Raw genomic sequence first — 18217 nt, forward strand, 5'->3', positions numbered from 1 at the left:
GAAGTCATAGTGTATGTTTGGTTTAGAATAGCTAAAAACGTAATTTTAGGTTTTTAAATAACCTACTATTGGGCACACTTAAAACATTATTTAAACAAACATTTATTTATGGTTTAGCAACTGTTTTACCAAGAATGCTAAGCTTTATTTTAGTGCCACTTTACACCACTAAAGGTGTATTATCCTCTGTTGCAGAATATGGTGAAGTGTCTGTTATTTTTTCATATTTTGTGCTTTTCAATGTGGTTTTAGCCTATGGAATGGAAACTGCTTTTTTCAGGTTTTTTAATAAAGAGGATAATAAAAGTCAAGTGATAGGAACCGCATCCATTTCATTAATAATCTCATCACTAGGTTTTTTTGCTCTGGCATTAGTTCTTCAAAAACAAATTGCCTTATTTATTGATATTAACGTTAAGTATATCAATTTGGTTATTTGGATTTTACTTTTGGACGCTTTAGCTATCATTCCATTTGCATGGTTACGAGCTACTCAAAAGCCTATGCGCTATGCGGTTATAAAAATTTTAAATGTTGTAATTAATTTAGGATTAAATCTTTTTTTCCTATTAGCGTTAAAGAACCTTTCCCTACAATCAAACTTTTTTGAAAGTATTTACAAACCAAATTTCGAAATTAGTTACATTTTCATTGCAAACTTAATAGCAAGTGGTCTAACACTTTTTCTATTAATTCCGTTTTATCTAAAAACCAAATTTGAATTTAACAAAGTACTTTGGAAGTCTATGATGCGCTATGCTTTTCCAGTATTGATTGCAGGTATAGCTTTTTCAATAAATGAAACATTTGACAGAATCCTTTTAAAAGAATTGCTTCCATCTAATATAGCAGAAACAGATATTGGTATGTACTCAGCCTGCTATAAAATAGCGTTGTTTATGACGCTATTTGCAACAGCTTATAGGTTAGGAATAGAACCATTCTTTTTTAGTCATGCAAAAAGTGAAAATCCTCAAAAAAACTATGCAAGAATTTTAGAGTTTTTTGTTGCCTTTGGTTCTATAATACTCTTAACAGTTGTAGTTTTTGCAGATGTTTTAAAACCATATATAGTAAGGAGCCAAGATTATTGGGAGGCTATGTGGGTTGTGCCAATAATTTTATTAGCAAATTTCTGTTTGGGTATTTATCACAATCTGTCAGTTTGGTATAAGATTACTGATAAAACCAAATTTGGCGCATACATATCTATAGTAGGAGCTATTATTACCCTAGTAATAAATATTTTATTTATAAAAGAGTATAGCTACAAAGCTTCAGCTGTGGCAACATTAGTTGCTTATGCTATTATGATGTTTTTATCCTATTATTATGGAAGAAAGTATTATCCTATTCCGTATAACTTAAAAAAAATAGGATTGTACTTAATTCTTTCAATAGGGTTTTCTATACTTTCATTTTATAAATTTAGAGAACATTATACTATTGGGATTTCAATGTTAATTGTATTTTTAACCATTATTTTTTTCTCAGAGAAAGACCAATTAAAGCAATTATTAAAACGATAGTATGCAAATAAAAATCATTAATAAATCAAATCATGATTTACCAAGTTACGAAACCATAGCCTCAGCAGGTATGGATTTGAGAGCTTATATTTCAGAAGCAATCACCTTAAAACCTTTAGAACGTACCATCGTAAAGACCGGTTTGTTTATTGAATTGCCTATAGGTTTAGAAGCACAGGTAAGACCAAGAAGCGGATTGGCAGCTAAAAAAGGAATTACTGTTTTAAATGCGCCTGGAACTGTTGATGCCGATTATAGAGGTGAAATAGGGGTGATTTTAGTAAATCTTTCGAATGAAAATTTTACCATTGAAAATGGTGAGCGTATTGCTCAATTAGTGATTGCTAAACACGAACGCGCTGAGTGGATTTCTGTCGAAGAATTATCTGAAACGTCTCGTGGAGAAGGCGGTTTTGGAAGTACGGGAACTAAATGATTAACGAATTATGATTAACGATTGTTAATTTCTGAAGAAGGAAATATTCGTGTATTCGTGGCAAAAGTAAAATAATATAAAGTTTAATTTTAAAGATTTCTACCTTCGTGGAAATGAAAATAAAAAATTTCAATGAAAATAATAGTACCAATGGCAGGAAGAGGATCTCGTTTAAGACCTCACAGTTTAACAGTTCCAAAACCATTAATTCCAGTTGCAGGACAGCCTATTGTTCACAGACTCGTTAAAGATATCGTTAAAGTTTTAAACCAACCTATTGATGAGATTGCTTTTGTATTAGGAGATCCAGCTTGGTTTGGAGACGACGTCGTCACAAGTTTAAAAGAATTAGCCACTAGTTTAGGAGCCAAAGCGTCTATTTACCGTCAGGATCAACCACTAGGAACAGGTCATGCCATTATGTGTGCTAAAGAATCACTTTCAGGGCCTGCTGTTATTGCGTATGCTGATACGCTTATAAGAGCTAATTTTAAATTGGATCCAGCAGCAGATGCCGTTATTTGGGTCAAACAAGTAGATAAACCTGAGGCTTTTGGTGTGGTTAAACTAAATGATAACAATGAAATAGTAGAATTGGTAGAAAAACCAAAAGACTTTGTGAGCGATTTAGCAGTTATTGGCATATACTACTTTAAAGATGTGAGCGTTTTAAAGCAAGAGTTACAGCATGTTTTGGATAATAATATTGTAAACGGTGGTGAATATCAAATTAATGATGGTATTAAAGGAATGATGGCTAAAGGAAACGTTTTTAAAACTGGACAAGTAGATGAATGGATGGATTGTGGCAACAAAGCGGTGACCGTAGAAACTAATACTAGAATGCTAGGGTTTTTAAAAACAGATGGTGAAGAACAAATGATTGCTTCCTCAGTTAAAAAAAATAATGCAACAATCATCGAACCTTGTTTTATAGGTGAGCATGTGGTGTTAAATAATGCAACTATAGGACCTAATGTATCTATTGGTGACCATTGTATTATCGAAAATTCAAGTATTAAAAACAGTTTAATTCAAACCAATACAACTATTAAAAATGCTGATTTAGAAGATGCCATGATTGGCAATCATGTAAACTACGACGGTAATTTTAAAACAGTTAGTATAGGAGATTATTCAGTTTTGGAATAGATATTGTAAAAATAAAAAATGTCACCTTAAGCGCAGTCAAAAGGTCTCTATATAAATGAAACACAACATATACATACTATTTTTTTTCTTCGGAATATTATTATGTCCGCAAAATCAGTATGCTCAAGTTGATTTCAATAAAAAACCTAATGACGATCTAGGTAATTTAGAAGACAAATTTCAAGAATCGTTTTTTGAAGCCTTAAAACAAAAAGGTATTGAAAACTATGATAGGTCTGTTACAGCGCTGTTAAAGTGCATCGAATTAGATGATTCTAAAGCGGTTTTATACTATGAATTAGGAAAAAACTATGTGGAACTTAAAAACTTTGGAGCTGCCGAAGGCGCTTTAAAAACAGCTGTTGATAAAGAACCAAAGAATGAATGGTACTTAGATGCTCTGTATAGTTTATACCGATTAGAAAATGACAACGACAAGGCTTTAAAAACATACAAGCAACTTGTAGAATATCACCCAGCTTATAAGGAAGGCTTAGTTGAGCTTTATATGACCAACAAAAAGTTTAATGATGCCTTAAAAGTATTAGATGAATTAGATGCCGAAAAAGGAATCTCTGCATCCAGAGACTATATGCGGAATCAAATTTATGAAGCAACTGGCCGGAAAAAGGACCAAATTAAAAATCTGGAGGAACGTGTTGATAATAATCCTGATAATGAATCAAACTATTTGGCTTTAATTTATCGGTATAGTGAGAACAATGAAAAGGATAAAGCTTTTGAAACAGCAAAGGAATTATTAAAAGCAAATCCAAATTCACAATTAGTTCATTTAGCCCTATACAAGTTTTATTTAGAAGATAATGAAACGGATAAGGCTATAGAATCTATGAAGATTGTTATTAAAAGTCCGCAAATAAAACCAGATGCCAAACTTAAAGTACTTTCCGACTTTGTAAAATTTGTTGGTAATCATCCGCAATATGAATCAGATTTGGTTGAGGCTACAACCTTAGCTAGTAATACTAATAATGCCACACCAATCGTTGAGATTGCTCAGTACTATTTAAAACAAGGCGATAAAGCCAAAGCCTTAAAATATTATGAGCAGGCTTTACAGATAGAACCTGATAATTTTCCGGTTTTACGTAATAGTTTGTTATTGTACATAGATTTAAAAGACTATGAATTGGCTATAAATAAATCCAATAATGCGCTTCAAAAATATCCGGCACAGCCTATAATATATTTAATAAATGGCGTGGCTTTAAATGAAGTTAAAAAAGCTAATGAAGCCATTGATATTTTAGAAGCTGGACTAGATTATATTATTGATGACACCAAAATGGAATCCGATTTTTATACCCAATTAAGTGTGTCTTACACCTTGTTAAACAACGCAGCAAAAGCCAAACTCTTTAATGATAAGGCAAAACAATTAAAAACTTCCAATTAAAAACATCTATATGCCTCATAAAAATCGCTATTTAAGTATCATTTTAAACCTATGCCTTGTTTTTATGATAGGCTGTAAATCATCTAAAACATTACAATCAGATGAAGCAAATTTAAAGTTGTCTACCAAACAGCTTATTCGGGAAACTACTAAAACAGAACCTAAATTCAAAACCTTATCGGCACGCGTAAAGCTTGATATTTCACAGGAAGATAAAGTAAGTGGCTATACGGTTAATCTAAGAATGGAAAAAGACAAACAAATACTGTTAATGTCTACACCCATTTCTGTGGTTAAAGCATTAATCACACCCGAGAAGGTTAGTTTTTATAATAAATTAGATAACACCTATTTTGAAGGCGATTTTAGTTATTTAAGTGATTTATTAGGAACTGATTTAGATTTTCAGAAGGTTCAAAATTTATTGTTAGGCGAAGCTTTGTACGGTTTAAAAAATGAATCCGTTACCGTTTCAGTTAATGAAAATGAGTATGTAGTTCAGCCCAAAAAACAAAACCCACTTTTTGAACTATTTTATTTGATAAACCCATCACATTTTAAAATAAGTTCCCAACAACTGTCACAGCCACAGGAGCAAAGACACCTTCAAATAGACTATTTGTCTTATCAGGAAGTTGAAAAGGAAATTCTACCAAAACAGATAAAAGTAATAGCTGTTGAAGGAGCAGAGGAAATGATTTTAGAGATGGAATTTAAAGCAGTATCTTTGAACGAAGATTTACGTTTTCCTTTTAAAATACCTTCAGGATATCATGAAATTAAGTTGTAATGACGAGTAAAAAAAACATATTTAAATTCGTAGTTTTTACACTGCTCTTATGTGTGTCTAATAGTTTCTCTCAAAGTAATAAGCAGAAAGAATTAGAAGAGCGCAGACAAGAGTTGCGACAAGAAATTCAGAAAATAAATCAATTACAACAAGAGAATAAATCGAAACAAAAATCGCAATTATCCTTAATTGAAAACTATAATTATAAAATTAGTGTTCTTAATAATTTAATTTCGGTTACCAACCAACAGGCGAATCTTATCACAAGAGAAATTAATTCAAACCAAAAGAAAATAACTAAACTTCGCGAAGATCTTACCATACTTAAGGAAGATTATGCTGCCATGATTGTTAAATCTTATAAAAACAAAAATCAGCAGAGTAGGATTATGTTTTTATTGTCTTCAAACGATTTTAAGCAGGCGTATAAGCGCTTACAGTACATGAAGCAGTATTCCGATCATCAAAGGGAACAAGGGCAGGAAATCAAGGCTAAAAGCGAGGAGTTACAAAAAATAAATGCCAACCTATTAAAACAAAAAGCAGAAAAACAAAAACTAGTTGCAGAAAATAGAGAGGTACAAAAAACATTAGAGAAAGAGCGAAAAGAACATGAAATTTTGATGGCATCTATTAAGAAAAACATCAATATTTATTCCGCTCAAATAAGCAAGAAACAACAAGAAGCCAATAGAATTGACAGGGAAATTGAACGCATCATTAGAGAAGCTATTGCTAAATCTAATAAAAAAGCAGGAAATTCAAAATCGTCTTCAAATTTTGCTTTAACGCCTGCAGAAGAAAAATTGGCATCAAACTTTATATCAAATAAAGGCAAATTACCATGGCCGGTTGAAAAGGGATATGTCACTGTTAGATATGGTACACAACCCTCTCCCATTGATAGGTCCTTAACCATAAAAAGTAACGGCGTGCGAATAGCTACCGAAAAAAACGCCAAAGTTCGTGCTGTTTTTAATGGCGAAGTGAGTAAAATTATCGTTATAAAAAACTCAAATCCTATGGTGATGATTAAACACGGTAACTATATCACGGTTTATAAAAATCTATCTAAAGTGTATGTGAAAGAAGGTGATATGGTGAGCACAAAACAAGACATAGGCGAAGTTTTTACAAACCCATCCAACGGCGATACCATTTTAAACTTTATTATTTACAAAAATGTTGATCCACAAAATCCAGCAGAATGGATTTATAAAATGTGATTTTAAAGTTTAGGGTTTAACTATCACGTATCCTCTGCGTGTTTTTCTATAGTGGTTTCCGTTCCAAAAGTAATACCGTTTTCCACGTACTTTTACAATTTTATAATTCGCAGGACGTGTTTTAATAACAGTTACGGTTTCTGGTCTAGTAACTACTCTGGTTGCACATGACGATACACTAATCATGCAAATAGCTGATAATAAAATAAGAAGTGTTCTCATAGGTTTAAATATTTTTAACTATAAGACTTCTAAGGAATAAAAAAGTTTAATTATACGAACAATGCCTTTAGTTCTGTCGCATCATTTGGTTTTATTTTTCCGGCCAATAACAAGCTTAATTGTTTTCTGCGCAGGGCAGCTTCATAACGTTCCTTTTCAAGTTTAGTTTCAGGAGTTATTTCTGGGACTTCTACTGGTTTTCCAGTCTCATCAACAGCCACAAACGTATAAATAGCCTCATTGGCTTTGGTTCTGGCACCAGATTCTCTATCTTCAATCCAAACATCAATAAATATTTCCATAGACGTTTTAAAAGCACGAGACACTTTAGCTTCAACAGAAACCACACTTCCTAAGGGAACCGCTCTATTAAATGCTACGTGGTTAACTGAGGCTGTAACCACTATGCGTCTGGAGTGTCTTCTGGCTGAAATACTAGCCGCTCTATCCATGCGAGCCAATAGTTCGCCACCAAATAAATTATTTAAAGGGTTCGTTTCTCCTGGAAGAACCAAATCGGTCATTATAGTTTTGGATTGTTCAGGTGTCTTTACGTGCATCATGTTTTTTTATGTTGGTGCAAAGGTAAAACGATTTTAGGATTTAATATAATTTATAAGGAGTCTAGTATTGCTAGCAACTAATTTCCTTAAAAAAGAAAAAGAAGGATTAATCTAATTCCTTAACAAGCAACCAAGCATCTTTATTACTGGTTTGTCTAATTTTTCGGATGGCAACAAGTGCTTCTTCACCAGTTTCATAGCTAGCGTAAACAACTTCATGCAAGCCATATTTGTTAACACCAATTTTTCTAGGGTTATAGCCTTCTGCTTTTAATTGTTCGATTTTTTTATCGCAATTTTCTTCAATTCTAAAAGCTCCCGCTACGATATGATAATTACCTGTTTGCTTTTTTACATTGAATGTAACTGCTGGAAGTGGATTATCAATAACAAAAGTGGCTTCCTGGATTTTATTATCTAATTGGTGAAAGGCTTCCTCTTGGGCTAATTGATTATGCGTTTCAATTTGATTCACATAATAGTGAGACGCTGCAAAACCGCCTAGTGATAAAGCAATAACAGCTACGGCTGCATATTTTAAATAAGGAATTGATTTACGTTTTTCGGGTGTAAACGCAATAGTAGTTTCTTTTTCAATAGTTTCAACGGTGTCGCTGTAAAATTCTCTAGTTATAGCAGGTGATACAAATTGCGATAAACCAAAAGCATCCGTTAAATAATTAAGATTATAAGACGGTTCAAACACAATTTTCCCTTCACTATTCAAAACAATATCACCAATATTTTTAAAGGTAAGTGTTTCGCCTTGTGCTAAAAGAGCTTTTAATGTTTTAACGCGCTTGTGAATTTTTTTAGAGGCGACTTCAAAAGGTATTTTTTCAACATCAGCTATATAATGCGCTAGTAAACCGTCATTCTTTTGAATTTGTTCATTAAAAGAAATTGTTTTTTTTGGCGGATAAAACGCATGGGTAGAATCATTAATACTTGCAGAGACGCGTTGCGTTAAAAAAGCACCAAATTCTGGGACGGTAACACATTCGTATCTGTATAATAAATCGCTGATGTAGGTTTCTAGTTGCATAGAAACAAAGTTAAAAAATTATACTTTTAGATAACATTTTAGCAAAACTATTTATTAACAGCGCAAAAATTACTTACTTGTATGCTTAAAATGAAAATGTTAGGATGACAGAAAACGATTTACTTTATACATTGGCTTTGCAAAATGTTTCTAAAATTGGTGATATTACAGCCAAAAAACTTATTAGACATTGTGGTACGGCAGAAGCAGTTTTTAAAGAGAAAAGACAAAATCTTTTAAAAATTGATGGCATTGGAAGCATATTGATTAATGATTTATTTGAATCGAATCACCAAAAAGTAGCAAATGATGAGCTAAATTATATTAAAGAGAATCAAATTAAAGTGCTCTATTTTGAAGACGACGATTATCCTGAAAAATTAAAGCATTGTATTGATGGACCTGTTGTATTATTTCAATCGGGAAATATTAATTTAAAACAACAACACATAATAAGTATTGTCGGAACACGGAAAATAACGACGCAAGGCATCGCATTTTGCGAAAATTTGGTTGAACAACTGACACCTTATAATCCTGTTATTGTATCTGGATTTGCCTACGGAACAGATATTGCCGCTCATAAGGCAGCTTTAAAACACAATCTTCAAACCGTTGGTTGTTTAGCACATGGTCTTAATCAAATATATCCCAAAGTGCATAAAAAGTATGTGGCTGATATTGAAAACAACGGCGGATTTTTTACAGATTTTTGTAGCAGTGATGTGTTCGATAAAAATAATTTTTTAAAAAGAAATAGAATTATTGCAGGTTTGAGTGAAGCTACTATTGTTATTGAATCTGCTGAAAGAGGTGGCAGTTTAGTAACTGCGGATATCGCTAATTCGTATAACAGAGACGTGTTTGCTGTTCCAGGTAGAACAACAGATTCGCAAAGTATAGGTTGTAATAACCTCATTAAATATCAAAAAGCACATTTACTTTCCAATGCGTTAGATGTACCGTATATATTAAATTGGCAGTTGGAAGATAAACAAAAACCGAGCGTTCAAAAGCAATTGTTTGTGGAGTTAGACGGCCAAGAAAAGGTGATTTACAAGTATCTTAAAGAGCATGATAAACAACAGTTGGATACCATTGCCTTAAATTGCAATATGCCTATTTTTAAAGTAGCGGGCGTGTTATTGAATATGGAACTTAAAGGTGTTATTAGGCCGTTACCGGGTAAACTATTTGAGCTTATTTAACTTTTTATACTCAAGAAAAAAGTTAATGATCAAGGCGACAATGATTAGAGATCCAATTATCACAATCCAATTATTGCCTTTATCTGAAAGGAACTGAGATATAATCATAAATAGTTGTGAGGTAATCATTAAAACGGTAAACCAAACGAGCTTTTTCATAGTTGTTTATGGTTTGGAAAGTGGTTAGGCATTTAATTTATTGACGAGGGTAGTATTGATAATTAATTAGTTGTTAGCCTATGTAATTTCTAACCTCTAATATATTTCTTTAAATCAGAATTCAGCATTTCTTTTAGCTCTTTTTCATTTCCTAGAGTTGTTTCAGTAAATAACAATCCAAATGCAGGATATGTGTTAAAATCGAATTTTCTAACAACTAAAACATGTTCTAAATCTTGTTGAAGCATATCAAAATCAAAATATGAAATTTCGGAGGGTTTAATACCTGAATTATTATCTAACAAAATAATGCTGTAAATTTTATCTTTCTTGGTTTTGAAAATTTCATCCCAATTCGGTTTTTTATTTTGAATAAAATATTCATAAGAGTTAAAATCAAAAGCATACCACGAAAGGTCTCCAGTGGTGCACCAACCTCCAAATCGCTGTGGGTTTATTTCTATAGGTTTTATCACTCCTTTTTCATCAATTCTTACTTCAACATGCAAAGGAAAGTTTTTCAAATCAGCTTTTTCTCCTATAGGTTTTAAAAACGTTTCAATGGGTTCTTTATACTTGCGAATGATGCTTTGAGAGGTGGAATAAATGCGGTCACTTACATCAGTACTAGAAGAAAATACATGATGCATAATATTTAGAATAACGACTTCTCCACTAGCATTAAAATAGGCATCTATGGCAAATTCTTCTCCTTCTATAAATTCCTCTATAATAAACGTAGAAGCATCCATAACATCTTTAGGGTAAATGCTTTTTAGATTATCATAGTTTAATTCTTTTTGGGCGGCATACCAATCGGATTTGTTATGTATTATATGCACGCCGATACTAAAAAACCCTAATGATGGCTTAATAACAAATGGTAGTTTTAAGTCATCAATATCTAAGGTTTGAATATCATCTAATTTAATTTTTCTAAACAAGAAGTTAGGAAACAGCTCTTTAGTTAGTTCTCTAAATTTAAGTTTGTCCTTAAATAATCTTATTTGGTTAGGTAGCTTAGTTTCTTTTAGATTGTTGAAAACCCATGTTAATGCATTTTCAGAATTTGTATAAATAAGAGGGTTTGAATTGTTTATAATTTTGTGTTTCGCATCATTTTCAGAAATCCAATTCAAAGCATCATCATTAATCATTGACTTTGCTTCTTTAGTAGAAATAATTTCGAAATTATTGTCCTTAATAGTTTTTAAAAGAAAATCTGAAATATATGGTTTGTCTATAAGTATCATGTTTTATTAAGGCTTGTAGTTATTTTTCCGACAAAATATATGTCGTTTTTAGGAAACGTCATTTAGGAATTACCAAAATGATAGCAACATGTTAATAGCCAGCTTTTTCTCTTACTCTTTTTAAAACATCATCAGCAACTAATTTTGCTTTTTCAGCCCCTAAAGTCAAGGCTTTATCAATTTCGTTGAGGTTATTCATGTAATAGTTATAACGCTCACGTTGTTTTGCAAATTTTTCAACTATTAGCTCAAATAACGCTTGTTTAGCATGACCATAACCATAATTACCGTTTTCATAATTGGCTTTCATCGTTTCAATTTGTTCTGTGTTAGCCAACAAACTGTATATAGCAAAACAGTTACACGTTTTCCAGTCTTTAGGCTCTTCAAGAGGCGTACTGTCTGTTTGAATAGACATAATTTGCTTGCGTAGTTTTTTATCATCTAAAAAGAGATTGATGATGTTTCCTCTACTTTTACTCATTTTTTCACCATCTGTTCCTGGAATTAGCATGGTGTTTTCTTGAATTTTTCCTTCGGGAAGCACAAAGGTTTCGCCCATTTTAGCATGAAAACGAGATGCTACATCTCGTGTCATTTCTATATGCTGCAATTGATCTTTCCCTACGGGGACAATATTAGCATCATACAATAAAATATCTGCAGCCATAAGCATTGGATAGGTAAATAAGCCTGCATTAACATCATCCAATCTATCGGCTTTATCTTTAAAACCGTGTGCTAACGTTAAACGTTGATATGGGAAAAAGCAACTTAAATACCAAGATAGTTCCGTTACTTGAGGCACATCACTTTGTCTGTAAAACACTGTTTTCTCTATATCTAGACCAAAAGCTAACCATGTTGCAGCTACAGAATAGGTGTTGTATCTTAATGTTTCAGCATCTTTTATTTGTGTAAGTGTATGAAGGTTTGCAATAAAAAGGAACGAATCATTTTCAGGGGTATTAGCCATTTCAATAGCTGGAAGAATTGCGCCTAAAATATTTCCTAAATGTGGTGTTCCTGTACTTTGTATACCTGTAAGTATTCTTGCCATAATTTTTTATATAATGCGCAAATTTAAAGATAAGTTATGCAATAAAAAAAAGTGGCATGAGCCACTTTTATAAAAAAGATAAAAAAGGATTATTTTTTAAACAAACCTGCTATAAATAATATTAACGATGCACCAATAGCACCCGTTAAAATATCTCCAATAAGACCGTGCATAAGAGAAATACCTAAGGTAGCAAACAACCAGTTTCCTACGATACCTCCAATGATACCAATAATAATGTTTAGTAGGAGACCAAAACCGCCGCCTTTCATTAATTTACCTGCTAGCCAACCAGTAATTGCACCTATTAATAACGAATAAAGTAAACCCATATTTAAAATTATAAAATTAATATCTATTAAAGATAATCAATTTATAATAGTATTTTTGAGAGGCATGAAGATATTTAAATACATATTTTGGGTTCTATACCGAGTTTGGTTTTATATACTTGTTATAATTCCGATTATAATTTTGTTTCCTATTTTGTTTATTTCTATATTAAAAGAAACATGGTATCCTTACTTTTTTAAATTAGCGCGTTTTTGGGCTCAATTTATTTTAATAGGTATGGGCTTTAAGGTTAAAGTTGAAGCGCATCAAATTCCTGAAAAAGACAAAAGCTATATGTTTATAGCTAACCATACCTCTATGGCAGATGTTATGCTCATGCTTGCTGTAATAAAAAATCCGTTTGTATTTGTTGGAAAAAAAGAGCTAGGTAAAATTCCTCTTTTTGGTTTTTTTTATAAGCGTACTTGTATTTTGGTTGATAGAAGTTCCGCAAAAAGTAGACAAGCTGTTTTTTTGCGAGCTCAAAAGCGCTTAAAATCAGGATTGAGCATTTGTATTTTTCCTGAAGGAGGCGTGCCTGAAGAACATATTGAATTAGATACCTTTAAAGACGGTGCTTTTAGATTGGCTATAAATCACCATATTCCTGTTGTACCTTTAGTGTTTTTAGATAATAAAAAACGTTTTTCCTATACGTTTTTTAGTGGAGGACCAGGAAAAATGCGCGTGAAAATTCATAAATTTTTAGAGACAGGAAACTTAACTGTTAATGATACAAAAATCTTAAACAGTAAAGCAAGAATGATTATTTTAAACCAATTAAAAGTTTAAAAAACAAAAACTGCTCTTTGGGGAGAGCAGTTTTCTAGATATTTCTCAAGAACTTACTCAAAAAAATATCGAGGCCTAACCAAAAACCTAAAATTTAAATCCGATACCAGTATAAACTCCTATAATGTAAGGTTTAAAGTTACCAGATGTATTATTGAAAGTATTGATTTGATATTTGAACAAAGGTTCTAAATTCAATTCAAACTTTTTTGTCATTTTATAATTAAGTCCTAAACCAAAATTAGCACTATAACTTATAGTGTTTAGATTAGTTGCTTTACCAATAAGTGTGCGTTCACCATTAAATTCTGAATATAATTTGTTGTTGTTCAGAAAAAACGAACTAAATCCACCGATAACATTAACGCCTATTTTTTTATTGATTAAAGTGTATTCAATTTCTAAAGGAATTTCTATGTATCCTAATGATTGATTGATTGACGTATTGGACGTTTTAATAAATGAGTTGCTTTTAGAAGCGTTAAGGCTTTCTTCACTAACAATAGATAATTGTGGAGCCCCATCGTTAGAGAGAGCAGGCTCAGCAGGTGCGATATTTTTAATTGAAGAACTTGATCTTATGGCGCCAATAGATTCAAATACAACCACGTCATTTGTATTATATCCTAAGTTGACTTTGTTTATACCAGACCTAATTTTTAAATTTTTGGCAATAGTATATCCAGCAATAACGCCATAACTCATGTTAACTTCACCACTTTTAGAGTTGTTGTTAAATTGAGAATCCAGAGACGATCCTTTTCCAAGGCTATTAAAATATACAGGTGCTGCATTCGGGGTTAAACTCCATTTATTATTTGATGGATTTTCTTCTTCAACGCTGTTTTTTACTTCAGCTAAGACTTCTTCAATTGAACGTGTTTTTGTTTCTGGAGTTGTAACGGTTGCAGAATCTACACGATTATTTTTTGCATCAGCAATTAAGACGCTATTAGTAATAACTTCTTGTTTTTTAGTCGTGATGTCAATACTATTATTTGAATTATCAACGCTAGGTTCTGTCTTGCTTTTTTCTTTAGAAGCAACTGCTATAGAATTGTTTTTATCAATCAAAGGTGCTTGATTTACATCTTTTTTTGGTTTTTCAGTATTTGAGTTGTTTGTATTTAAACTTGATGCTTTTGATGAGGTATGAGCAATTGCTGATGATGAAGCTGAGTTAGTTGGTGTATTTTGTTCTTTTTTAATGTTTTTAACAGCTTCTTTCGTATTGTTTTTCGTGTTAGCATCATCATTATTATTATTATGTTCTTGTTCAGCTTGCTTAAAATCATCTGCGCTGTTCGTTTTTGTTGGGGTTGCTTCTTTAGTATCTACAACTTGATTTGTTGGTGTAACAGTAGTTGTGCCATTAAAATAAATACCACCTATTGTTAGAAATAATAGCAATAGTGCAGCAACACCTGCATAGCGCCACCAAATAGGAATGACTCTATTTTTTTTCTTCTTTTGGTTTAATTGAGCTTCAATGGTATCCCAAACAGCATCACTAGGAGCAACTTCAAAATCTTTAAAGTGTTCCTGAAATACTCTGTCTATATGTTTTTTCTCTTTCATTGTAACGATTGTAAATGTCTTGTTACTTTATAATCTTCAATGGTTTTCTTCAATATCTGTCTAGCTCGTGCTAGATTCGATTTTGAGGTACCTACATTTATTTTCAGCATCTCAGCAATATCTTTATGAGAATAATCATCCAAAACATACAGGTTAAAAACCAATCTGTAACGGTCTGGTAATTCCTGAATAATCTTTAAAAGATAATCAATAGAGACATCATCTTCATCAATATCTAATTCAATATCTTCGGTAATATCTTCGTTAATAATGTCAAAAACCTTTTCATTTCGGTACCGTTGTAAAACGGTATTTATAGTAATTCTTTTTAACCAACCTTCAAAAGAACCTTTGTGTTTATACTGCTCGATTTTTTTGAAAATAGTTAAGAAGGCATCCTGCAAATTATCTTCCGCCTCCACATAATTTCTGGAATACTTTAAGCTAATCGAAAATAGTTTACCCGAAAAGAGTTTATATAGTTCGCTTTGAGCTTGAGTATTGTTATTCTTACAATTTTCTATGAGTTGTTTTAAACCCAAATTCTTAAAACCGAATTAATTAATTAATACTAAGTTTAGTTTGTCACTGGCACCTCAATAGTTAGATATTGATCTACATCATTTTCATCTGTACCTTGCCAAAACTTAAATATATAACTACCATTGCTAGTAACTATAAAATTAAAGGTGGCTTCAACCAATTCATTGTCAAGGTTGGTACAGTTATCATCAGTATAGGCATAATTTATAACAGCTACTGTACGTTCATTATTATTTTTTAAATAATAAAACTCTTTGAAGGTGTGACAGGTTGAAGGTTTTAAATAGGTAACCGTTATAGGATAGGTTTCGCCTAAAGTAAAAGAATCTGGCATATCAACACTTTCAATGGGTAATATATCTAAATTATAATTTACACCATTATCAACACTACACGAGGCAAATAAAATTAATGTTAAACTGAGAATAATTAATCGTTTCATTACAATTTTTTTTAATACGTTTTTCCTTTAAGATGCGAAGACTTTTAAAAGGTTGCGTATTAAAAGAAAAAATCCCGATAACATCGGGATTTTAATTTATTCTTTGGCGGCTTTTAATGCGGCCTTTATTTTAACTTCAAGTTCATCTTGAAGTTCTGGATTATCTTTTATAAGGGCTTTAACAGCGTCTCTCCCTTGCCCCAGTTTTGTGTCATCATAACTAAACCAAGAGCCGCTTTTTTTGATAATTTCAAAGTCCACAGCAATATCCAATATTTCACCAACTTTCGAAATACCTTCACCATACATAATATCAAATTCAGCTGTTTTAAAAGGAGGGGCTACTTTATTTTTCACCACTTTAACTTTTGTTTTGTTACCCATTACATCTCCATTGGTTTCCTTTATTTGAGTTGAACGTCTGATGTCTAAGCGCACAGATGCGTAAAACTTTAGAGCATTACCACCCGTAGTAGTCTCTGGGTTTCCAAACATAACGCCAATTTTTTCACGTAATTGATTAATAAAAATAACGGTACAATTTGTTTTACTAATAGAACCGGTTAGCTTTCTTAGGGCTTGAGACATTAATCTGGCATGTAAGCCCATTTTTGAATCGCCCATTTCACCTTCTATTTCGCTTTTTGGTGTTAAAGCTGCTACCGAGTCAATAACTACAATATCAATAGCACCAGAACGAATTAAGTTATCTGTAATTTCAAGAGCTTGTTCTCCATTATCTGGTTGCGATATAATCAAGTTATCTATATCAACACCTAATTTTTGTGCATAAAACCTATCAAATGCATGTTCTGCATCAATAAAGGCAGCAATGCCACCTGCCTTTTGCGCTTCTGCAATAGCGTGCAATGTTAGGGTTGTTTTACCTGAAGATTCTGGTCCATATATTTCAATAACACGTCCGCGAGGATAACCACCAACACCTAAAGCAATATCCAATCCTAATGAACCTGATGAAATTGCATCTACATCCACAACAGCAGAGTCACTCATTTTCATTACGGTTCCTTTGCCGTAAGCCTTGTCTAATTTATCTAAAGTAAGTTTTAGTGCTTTTAATTTTGCGTCTTTTTCGTTGCTCATCTAATTTTTTATTTCTGAAGTTATGTATGCTAAATTAATACTTCTTTTGTCACAATACAATTTTATCACGCAACCTTTTTGCTCTTTTTGCATCTACTTAATAAAGTGGGAAAAATTTTGCTATAAAATTTAAGAAAACATTTAAGTTGACTAACTCAAACTAGTGGGAAAGCACTTTGCAACTTGTAAAGTGCTTTTTCTATGCATTATATTCTCGGGTTTTTAAAAAAAACATAACTTTGCCGCTTAAATAGTCTTTAATCTTAAAACATTAGTATAGCATGCAACTGTACAATACATTAAGTGCCAAAGAAAGAGCTCAATTAATCGATCAAGCAGGAAAAAATCGATTAACACTTTCTTTTTATCAATATGCCAACATTGAAAATCCTCAAATATTAAGGGATCATTTATTTATAACTTGGAATCATTTAGACGTTCTGGGCAGAATTTATGTGGCTCATGAAGGTATTAATGCGCAATTATCATTGCCTGCAGATAGGTTTAATGAATTTAAGGAACATCTTGATAGCATTTCTTTTCTGCAAGGGATTCGCTTAAATATAGCTATTGAGCAAGACAACAAATCATTTTTAAAACTAAAAATTAAAGTTCGCGATAAGATTGTTGCCGATGGTTTAAATGATGACACTTTTGATGTAACCAATAAAGGTATTCATCTTGGCGCAGAGCAATTCAATGTCCTTATTGAAGACCAAAAAACGGTTTTGGTTGATATGCGCAATCATTACGAAAGTGAAATAGGGCATTTTAAAAATGCCATTACGCCAGATGTAGATACGTTTAGAGATTCATTAGATATTATTGAAGCCGATTTAAAAGATCATAAGGAAGATAAAAATTTGGTCATGTATTGTACTGGAGGCATTCGTTGCGAAAAGGCCAGCGCTTATTTTAAACATAAAGGCTTTAAAAATGTATATCAGCTTGAAGGCGGTATTATTGAATATACCAGACAAGTCAAGGAGAAGAATTTAGAAAACAAATTTTTGGGTCAGAATTTTGTTTTTGATGATCGACGAGCAGAACGTATTAGTGAGGATGTAATAGCACAATGCCACCAATGCGGTGCCCCTTTTGATGTGCACACCAATTGCGCTAATGATGCCTGTCATTTACTGTTTATTCAATGTGATGCCTGTAAGGAGGAAATGGATAATTGCTGTTCAACAACCTGCAAAGAGATTCACGCCTTACCGTATGAAGAACAGAAAGCACTAAGAAAAGGGCAGGGTAATAGCAATGATATTTTTAAAAAAGGACGTGCCGATCATTTGTCTTATAAAAAGGATTTAAGAAATATTTTTGAGACACTAAAACTCAATAAGAAAGAATAAGCTGATG

At 32.2% G+C, this 18217-nt stretch carries 19 protein-coding genes; 9 read left to right on the top strand and 10 right to left on the bottom strand.

What is annotated here, in order from left to right; genetic code table 11:
• Positions 1-68 precede the first annotated feature (68 nt).
• The 6 genes from G5V56_RS01285 (at position 69) to G5V56_RS01310 (ending at position 6550) form a co-directional block, all read left to right on the top strand.
• The gene (locus G5V56_RS01285) at positions 69-1529 is read left to right on the top strand and encodes an oligosaccharide flippase family protein (protein WP_166960087.1); all 1461 of its coding nucleotides are present in this window, start codon (positions 69-71) and stop codon (positions 1527-1529) included.
• A gap of 1 nt (position 1530) precedes the next feature.
• A complete protein-coding gene (dut, locus tag G5V56_RS01290; RefSeq protein ID WP_166960090.1) occupies positions 1531-1965 on the top strand; it encodes a dUTP diphosphatase in 435 nt (144 codons plus the stop codon).
• 132 nt (positions 1966-2097) lie between these two features.
• Positions 2098-3117 carry a sugar phosphate nucleotidyltransferase gene (locus G5V56_RS01295; protein WP_166960093.1) on the top strand — a complete coding sequence of 340 codons (1020 nt, stop codon included), beginning with the start codon at positions 2098-2100 and terminating at the stop codon, positions 3115-3117.
• A gap of 55 nt (positions 3118-3172) precedes the next feature.
• Positions 3173-4534 (top strand): tetratricopeptide repeat protein, encoded by a 1362-nt coding sequence (locus G5V56_RS01300; protein WP_166960096.1) that lies wholly within the window; start codon positions 3173-3175, stop codon positions 4532-4534.
• Positions 4535-4544: 10 nt separating this feature from the next.
• Positions 4545-5324, top strand: a complete 780-nt coding sequence (locus G5V56_RS01305) for a DUF4292 domain-containing protein (protein ID WP_166960099.1) — start codon at positions 4545-4547, stop codon at positions 5322-5324.
• Positions 5324-6550, top strand: coding sequence for a murein hydrolase activator EnvC family protein (locus tag G5V56_RS01310; protein WP_166960102.1), 1227 nt, complete (start codon positions 5324-5326; stop codon positions 6548-6550). The genes G5V56_RS01305 and G5V56_RS01310 overlap by 1 nt, the downstream gene beginning before the upstream one ends.
• A 9-nt stretch (positions 6551-6559) precedes the next feature.
• Here the strand turns inward: G5V56_RS01310 and G5V56_RS01315 are convergent, their stop codons facing one another.
• The 3 genes from G5V56_RS01315 to G5V56_RS01325 all read right to left on the bottom strand — a co-directional run bounded on the left by G5V56_RS01315 (position 6560) and on the right by G5V56_RS01325 (position 8380).
• Entirely contained in the window at positions 6560-6772 is a 213-nt protein-coding gene (locus G5V56_RS01315) for a DUF6515 family protein (protein WP_166959330.1), read from the bottom strand.
• 50 nt (positions 6773-6822) lie between these two features.
• Complete coding sequence (locus G5V56_RS01320; protein WP_166961096.1) at positions 6823-7332, bottom strand: acyl-CoA thioesterase; 510 nt, start codon at positions 7330-7332, stop codon at positions 6823-6825.
• A gap of 109 nt (positions 7333-7441) precedes the next feature.
• On the bottom strand, positions 7442-8380 hold the full coding sequence (locus G5V56_RS01325; RefSeq protein ID WP_166960105.1) for an HU domain-containing protein: 939 nt from the start codon (positions 8378-8380) through the stop codon (positions 7442-7444).
• A 104-nt stretch (positions 8381-8484) separates the two neighbouring features.
• Here G5V56_RS01325 and dprA point away from each other — a divergent pair, with 104 nt between their 5' ends.
• A complete protein-coding gene (dprA, locus tag G5V56_RS01330; protein ID WP_166960108.1) occupies positions 8485-9588 on the top strand; it encodes a DNA-processing protein DprA in 1104 nt (367 codons plus the stop codon).
• Between the two features lie 248 nt (positions 9589-9836).
• Here dprA and G5V56_RS01335 read toward each other — a convergent pair whose 3' ends face one another.
• The 3 genes from G5V56_RS01335 to G5V56_RS01345 all read right to left on the bottom strand — a co-directional run bounded on the left by G5V56_RS01335 (position 9837) and on the right by G5V56_RS01345 (position 12392).
• The gene (locus G5V56_RS01335) at positions 9837-11000 is read right to left on the bottom strand and encodes an ATP-grasp domain-containing protein (protein ID WP_166960111.1); all 1164 of its coding nucleotides are present in this window, start codon (positions 10998-11000) and stop codon (positions 9837-9839) included.
• A 91-nt stretch (positions 11001-11091) separates the two neighbouring features.
• On the bottom strand, positions 11092-12060 hold the full coding sequence (gene trpS / locus G5V56_RS01340; RefSeq protein WP_166960114.1) for a tryptophan--tRNA ligase: 969 nt from the start codon (positions 12058-12060) through the stop codon (positions 11092-11094).
• An 89-nt stretch (positions 12061-12149) separates the two neighbouring features.
• A complete protein-coding gene (locus G5V56_RS01345; RefSeq protein ID WP_166960117.1) occupies positions 12150-12392 on the bottom strand; it encodes a GlsB/YeaQ/YmgE family stress response membrane protein in 243 nt (80 codons plus the stop codon).
• Between the two features lie 64 nt (positions 12393-12456).
• On the opposite strand from G5V56_RS01345, the gene G5V56_RS01350 reads away from it, so the two are divergent.
• Positions 12457-13185 carry a lysophospholipid acyltransferase family protein gene (locus G5V56_RS01350; protein ID WP_166960120.1) on the top strand — a complete coding sequence of 243 codons (729 nt, stop codon included), beginning with the start codon at positions 12457-12459 and terminating at the stop codon, positions 13183-13185.
• 87 nt (positions 13186-13272) lie between these two features.
• Here the strand turns inward: G5V56_RS01350 and G5V56_RS01355 are convergent, their stop codons facing one another.
• The 4 genes from G5V56_RS01355 to recA form a co-directional block, all read right to left on the bottom strand.
• On the bottom strand, positions 13273-14763 hold the full coding sequence (locus G5V56_RS01355; protein ID WP_166960123.1) for a hypothetical protein: 1491 nt from the start codon (positions 14761-14763) through the stop codon (positions 13273-13275).
• On the bottom strand, positions 14760-15305 hold the full coding sequence (locus G5V56_RS01360; RefSeq protein WP_166960126.1) for an RNA polymerase sigma factor: 546 nt from the start codon (positions 15303-15305) through the stop codon (positions 14760-14762). Before G5V56_RS01360 ends, G5V56_RS01355 begins: the two co-directional genes overlap by 4 nt.
• A gap of 35 nt (positions 15306-15340) precedes the next feature.
• Positions 15341-15748, bottom strand: coding sequence for a hypothetical protein (locus G5V56_RS01365; protein ID WP_166960129.1), 408 nt, complete (start codon positions 15746-15748; stop codon positions 15341-15343).
• A gap of 96 nt (positions 15749-15844) precedes the next feature.
• Positions 15845-16852 carry a recombinase RecA gene (gene recA, locus G5V56_RS01370; RefSeq protein ID WP_166960132.1) on the bottom strand — a complete coding sequence of 336 codons (1008 nt, stop codon included), beginning with the start codon at positions 16850-16852 and terminating at the stop codon, positions 15845-15847.
• Between the two features lie 281 nt (positions 16853-17133).
• Here recA and trhO point away from each other — a divergent pair, with 281 nt between their 5' ends.
• Positions 17134-18210, top strand: coding sequence for an oxygen-dependent tRNA uridine(34) hydroxylase TrhO (gene trhO / locus G5V56_RS01375; RefSeq protein WP_166960135.1), 1077 nt, complete (start codon positions 17134-17136; stop codon positions 18208-18210).
• The last annotated feature ends 7 nt before the right edge of the window (positions 18211-18217 follow it).

The sequence above is a fragment of the Yeosuana marina genome, assembly GCF_011762485.1.
Lineage (GTDB): Bacteria > Bacteroidota > Bacteroidia > Flavobacteriales > Flavobacteriaceae > Yeosuana > Yeosuana marina.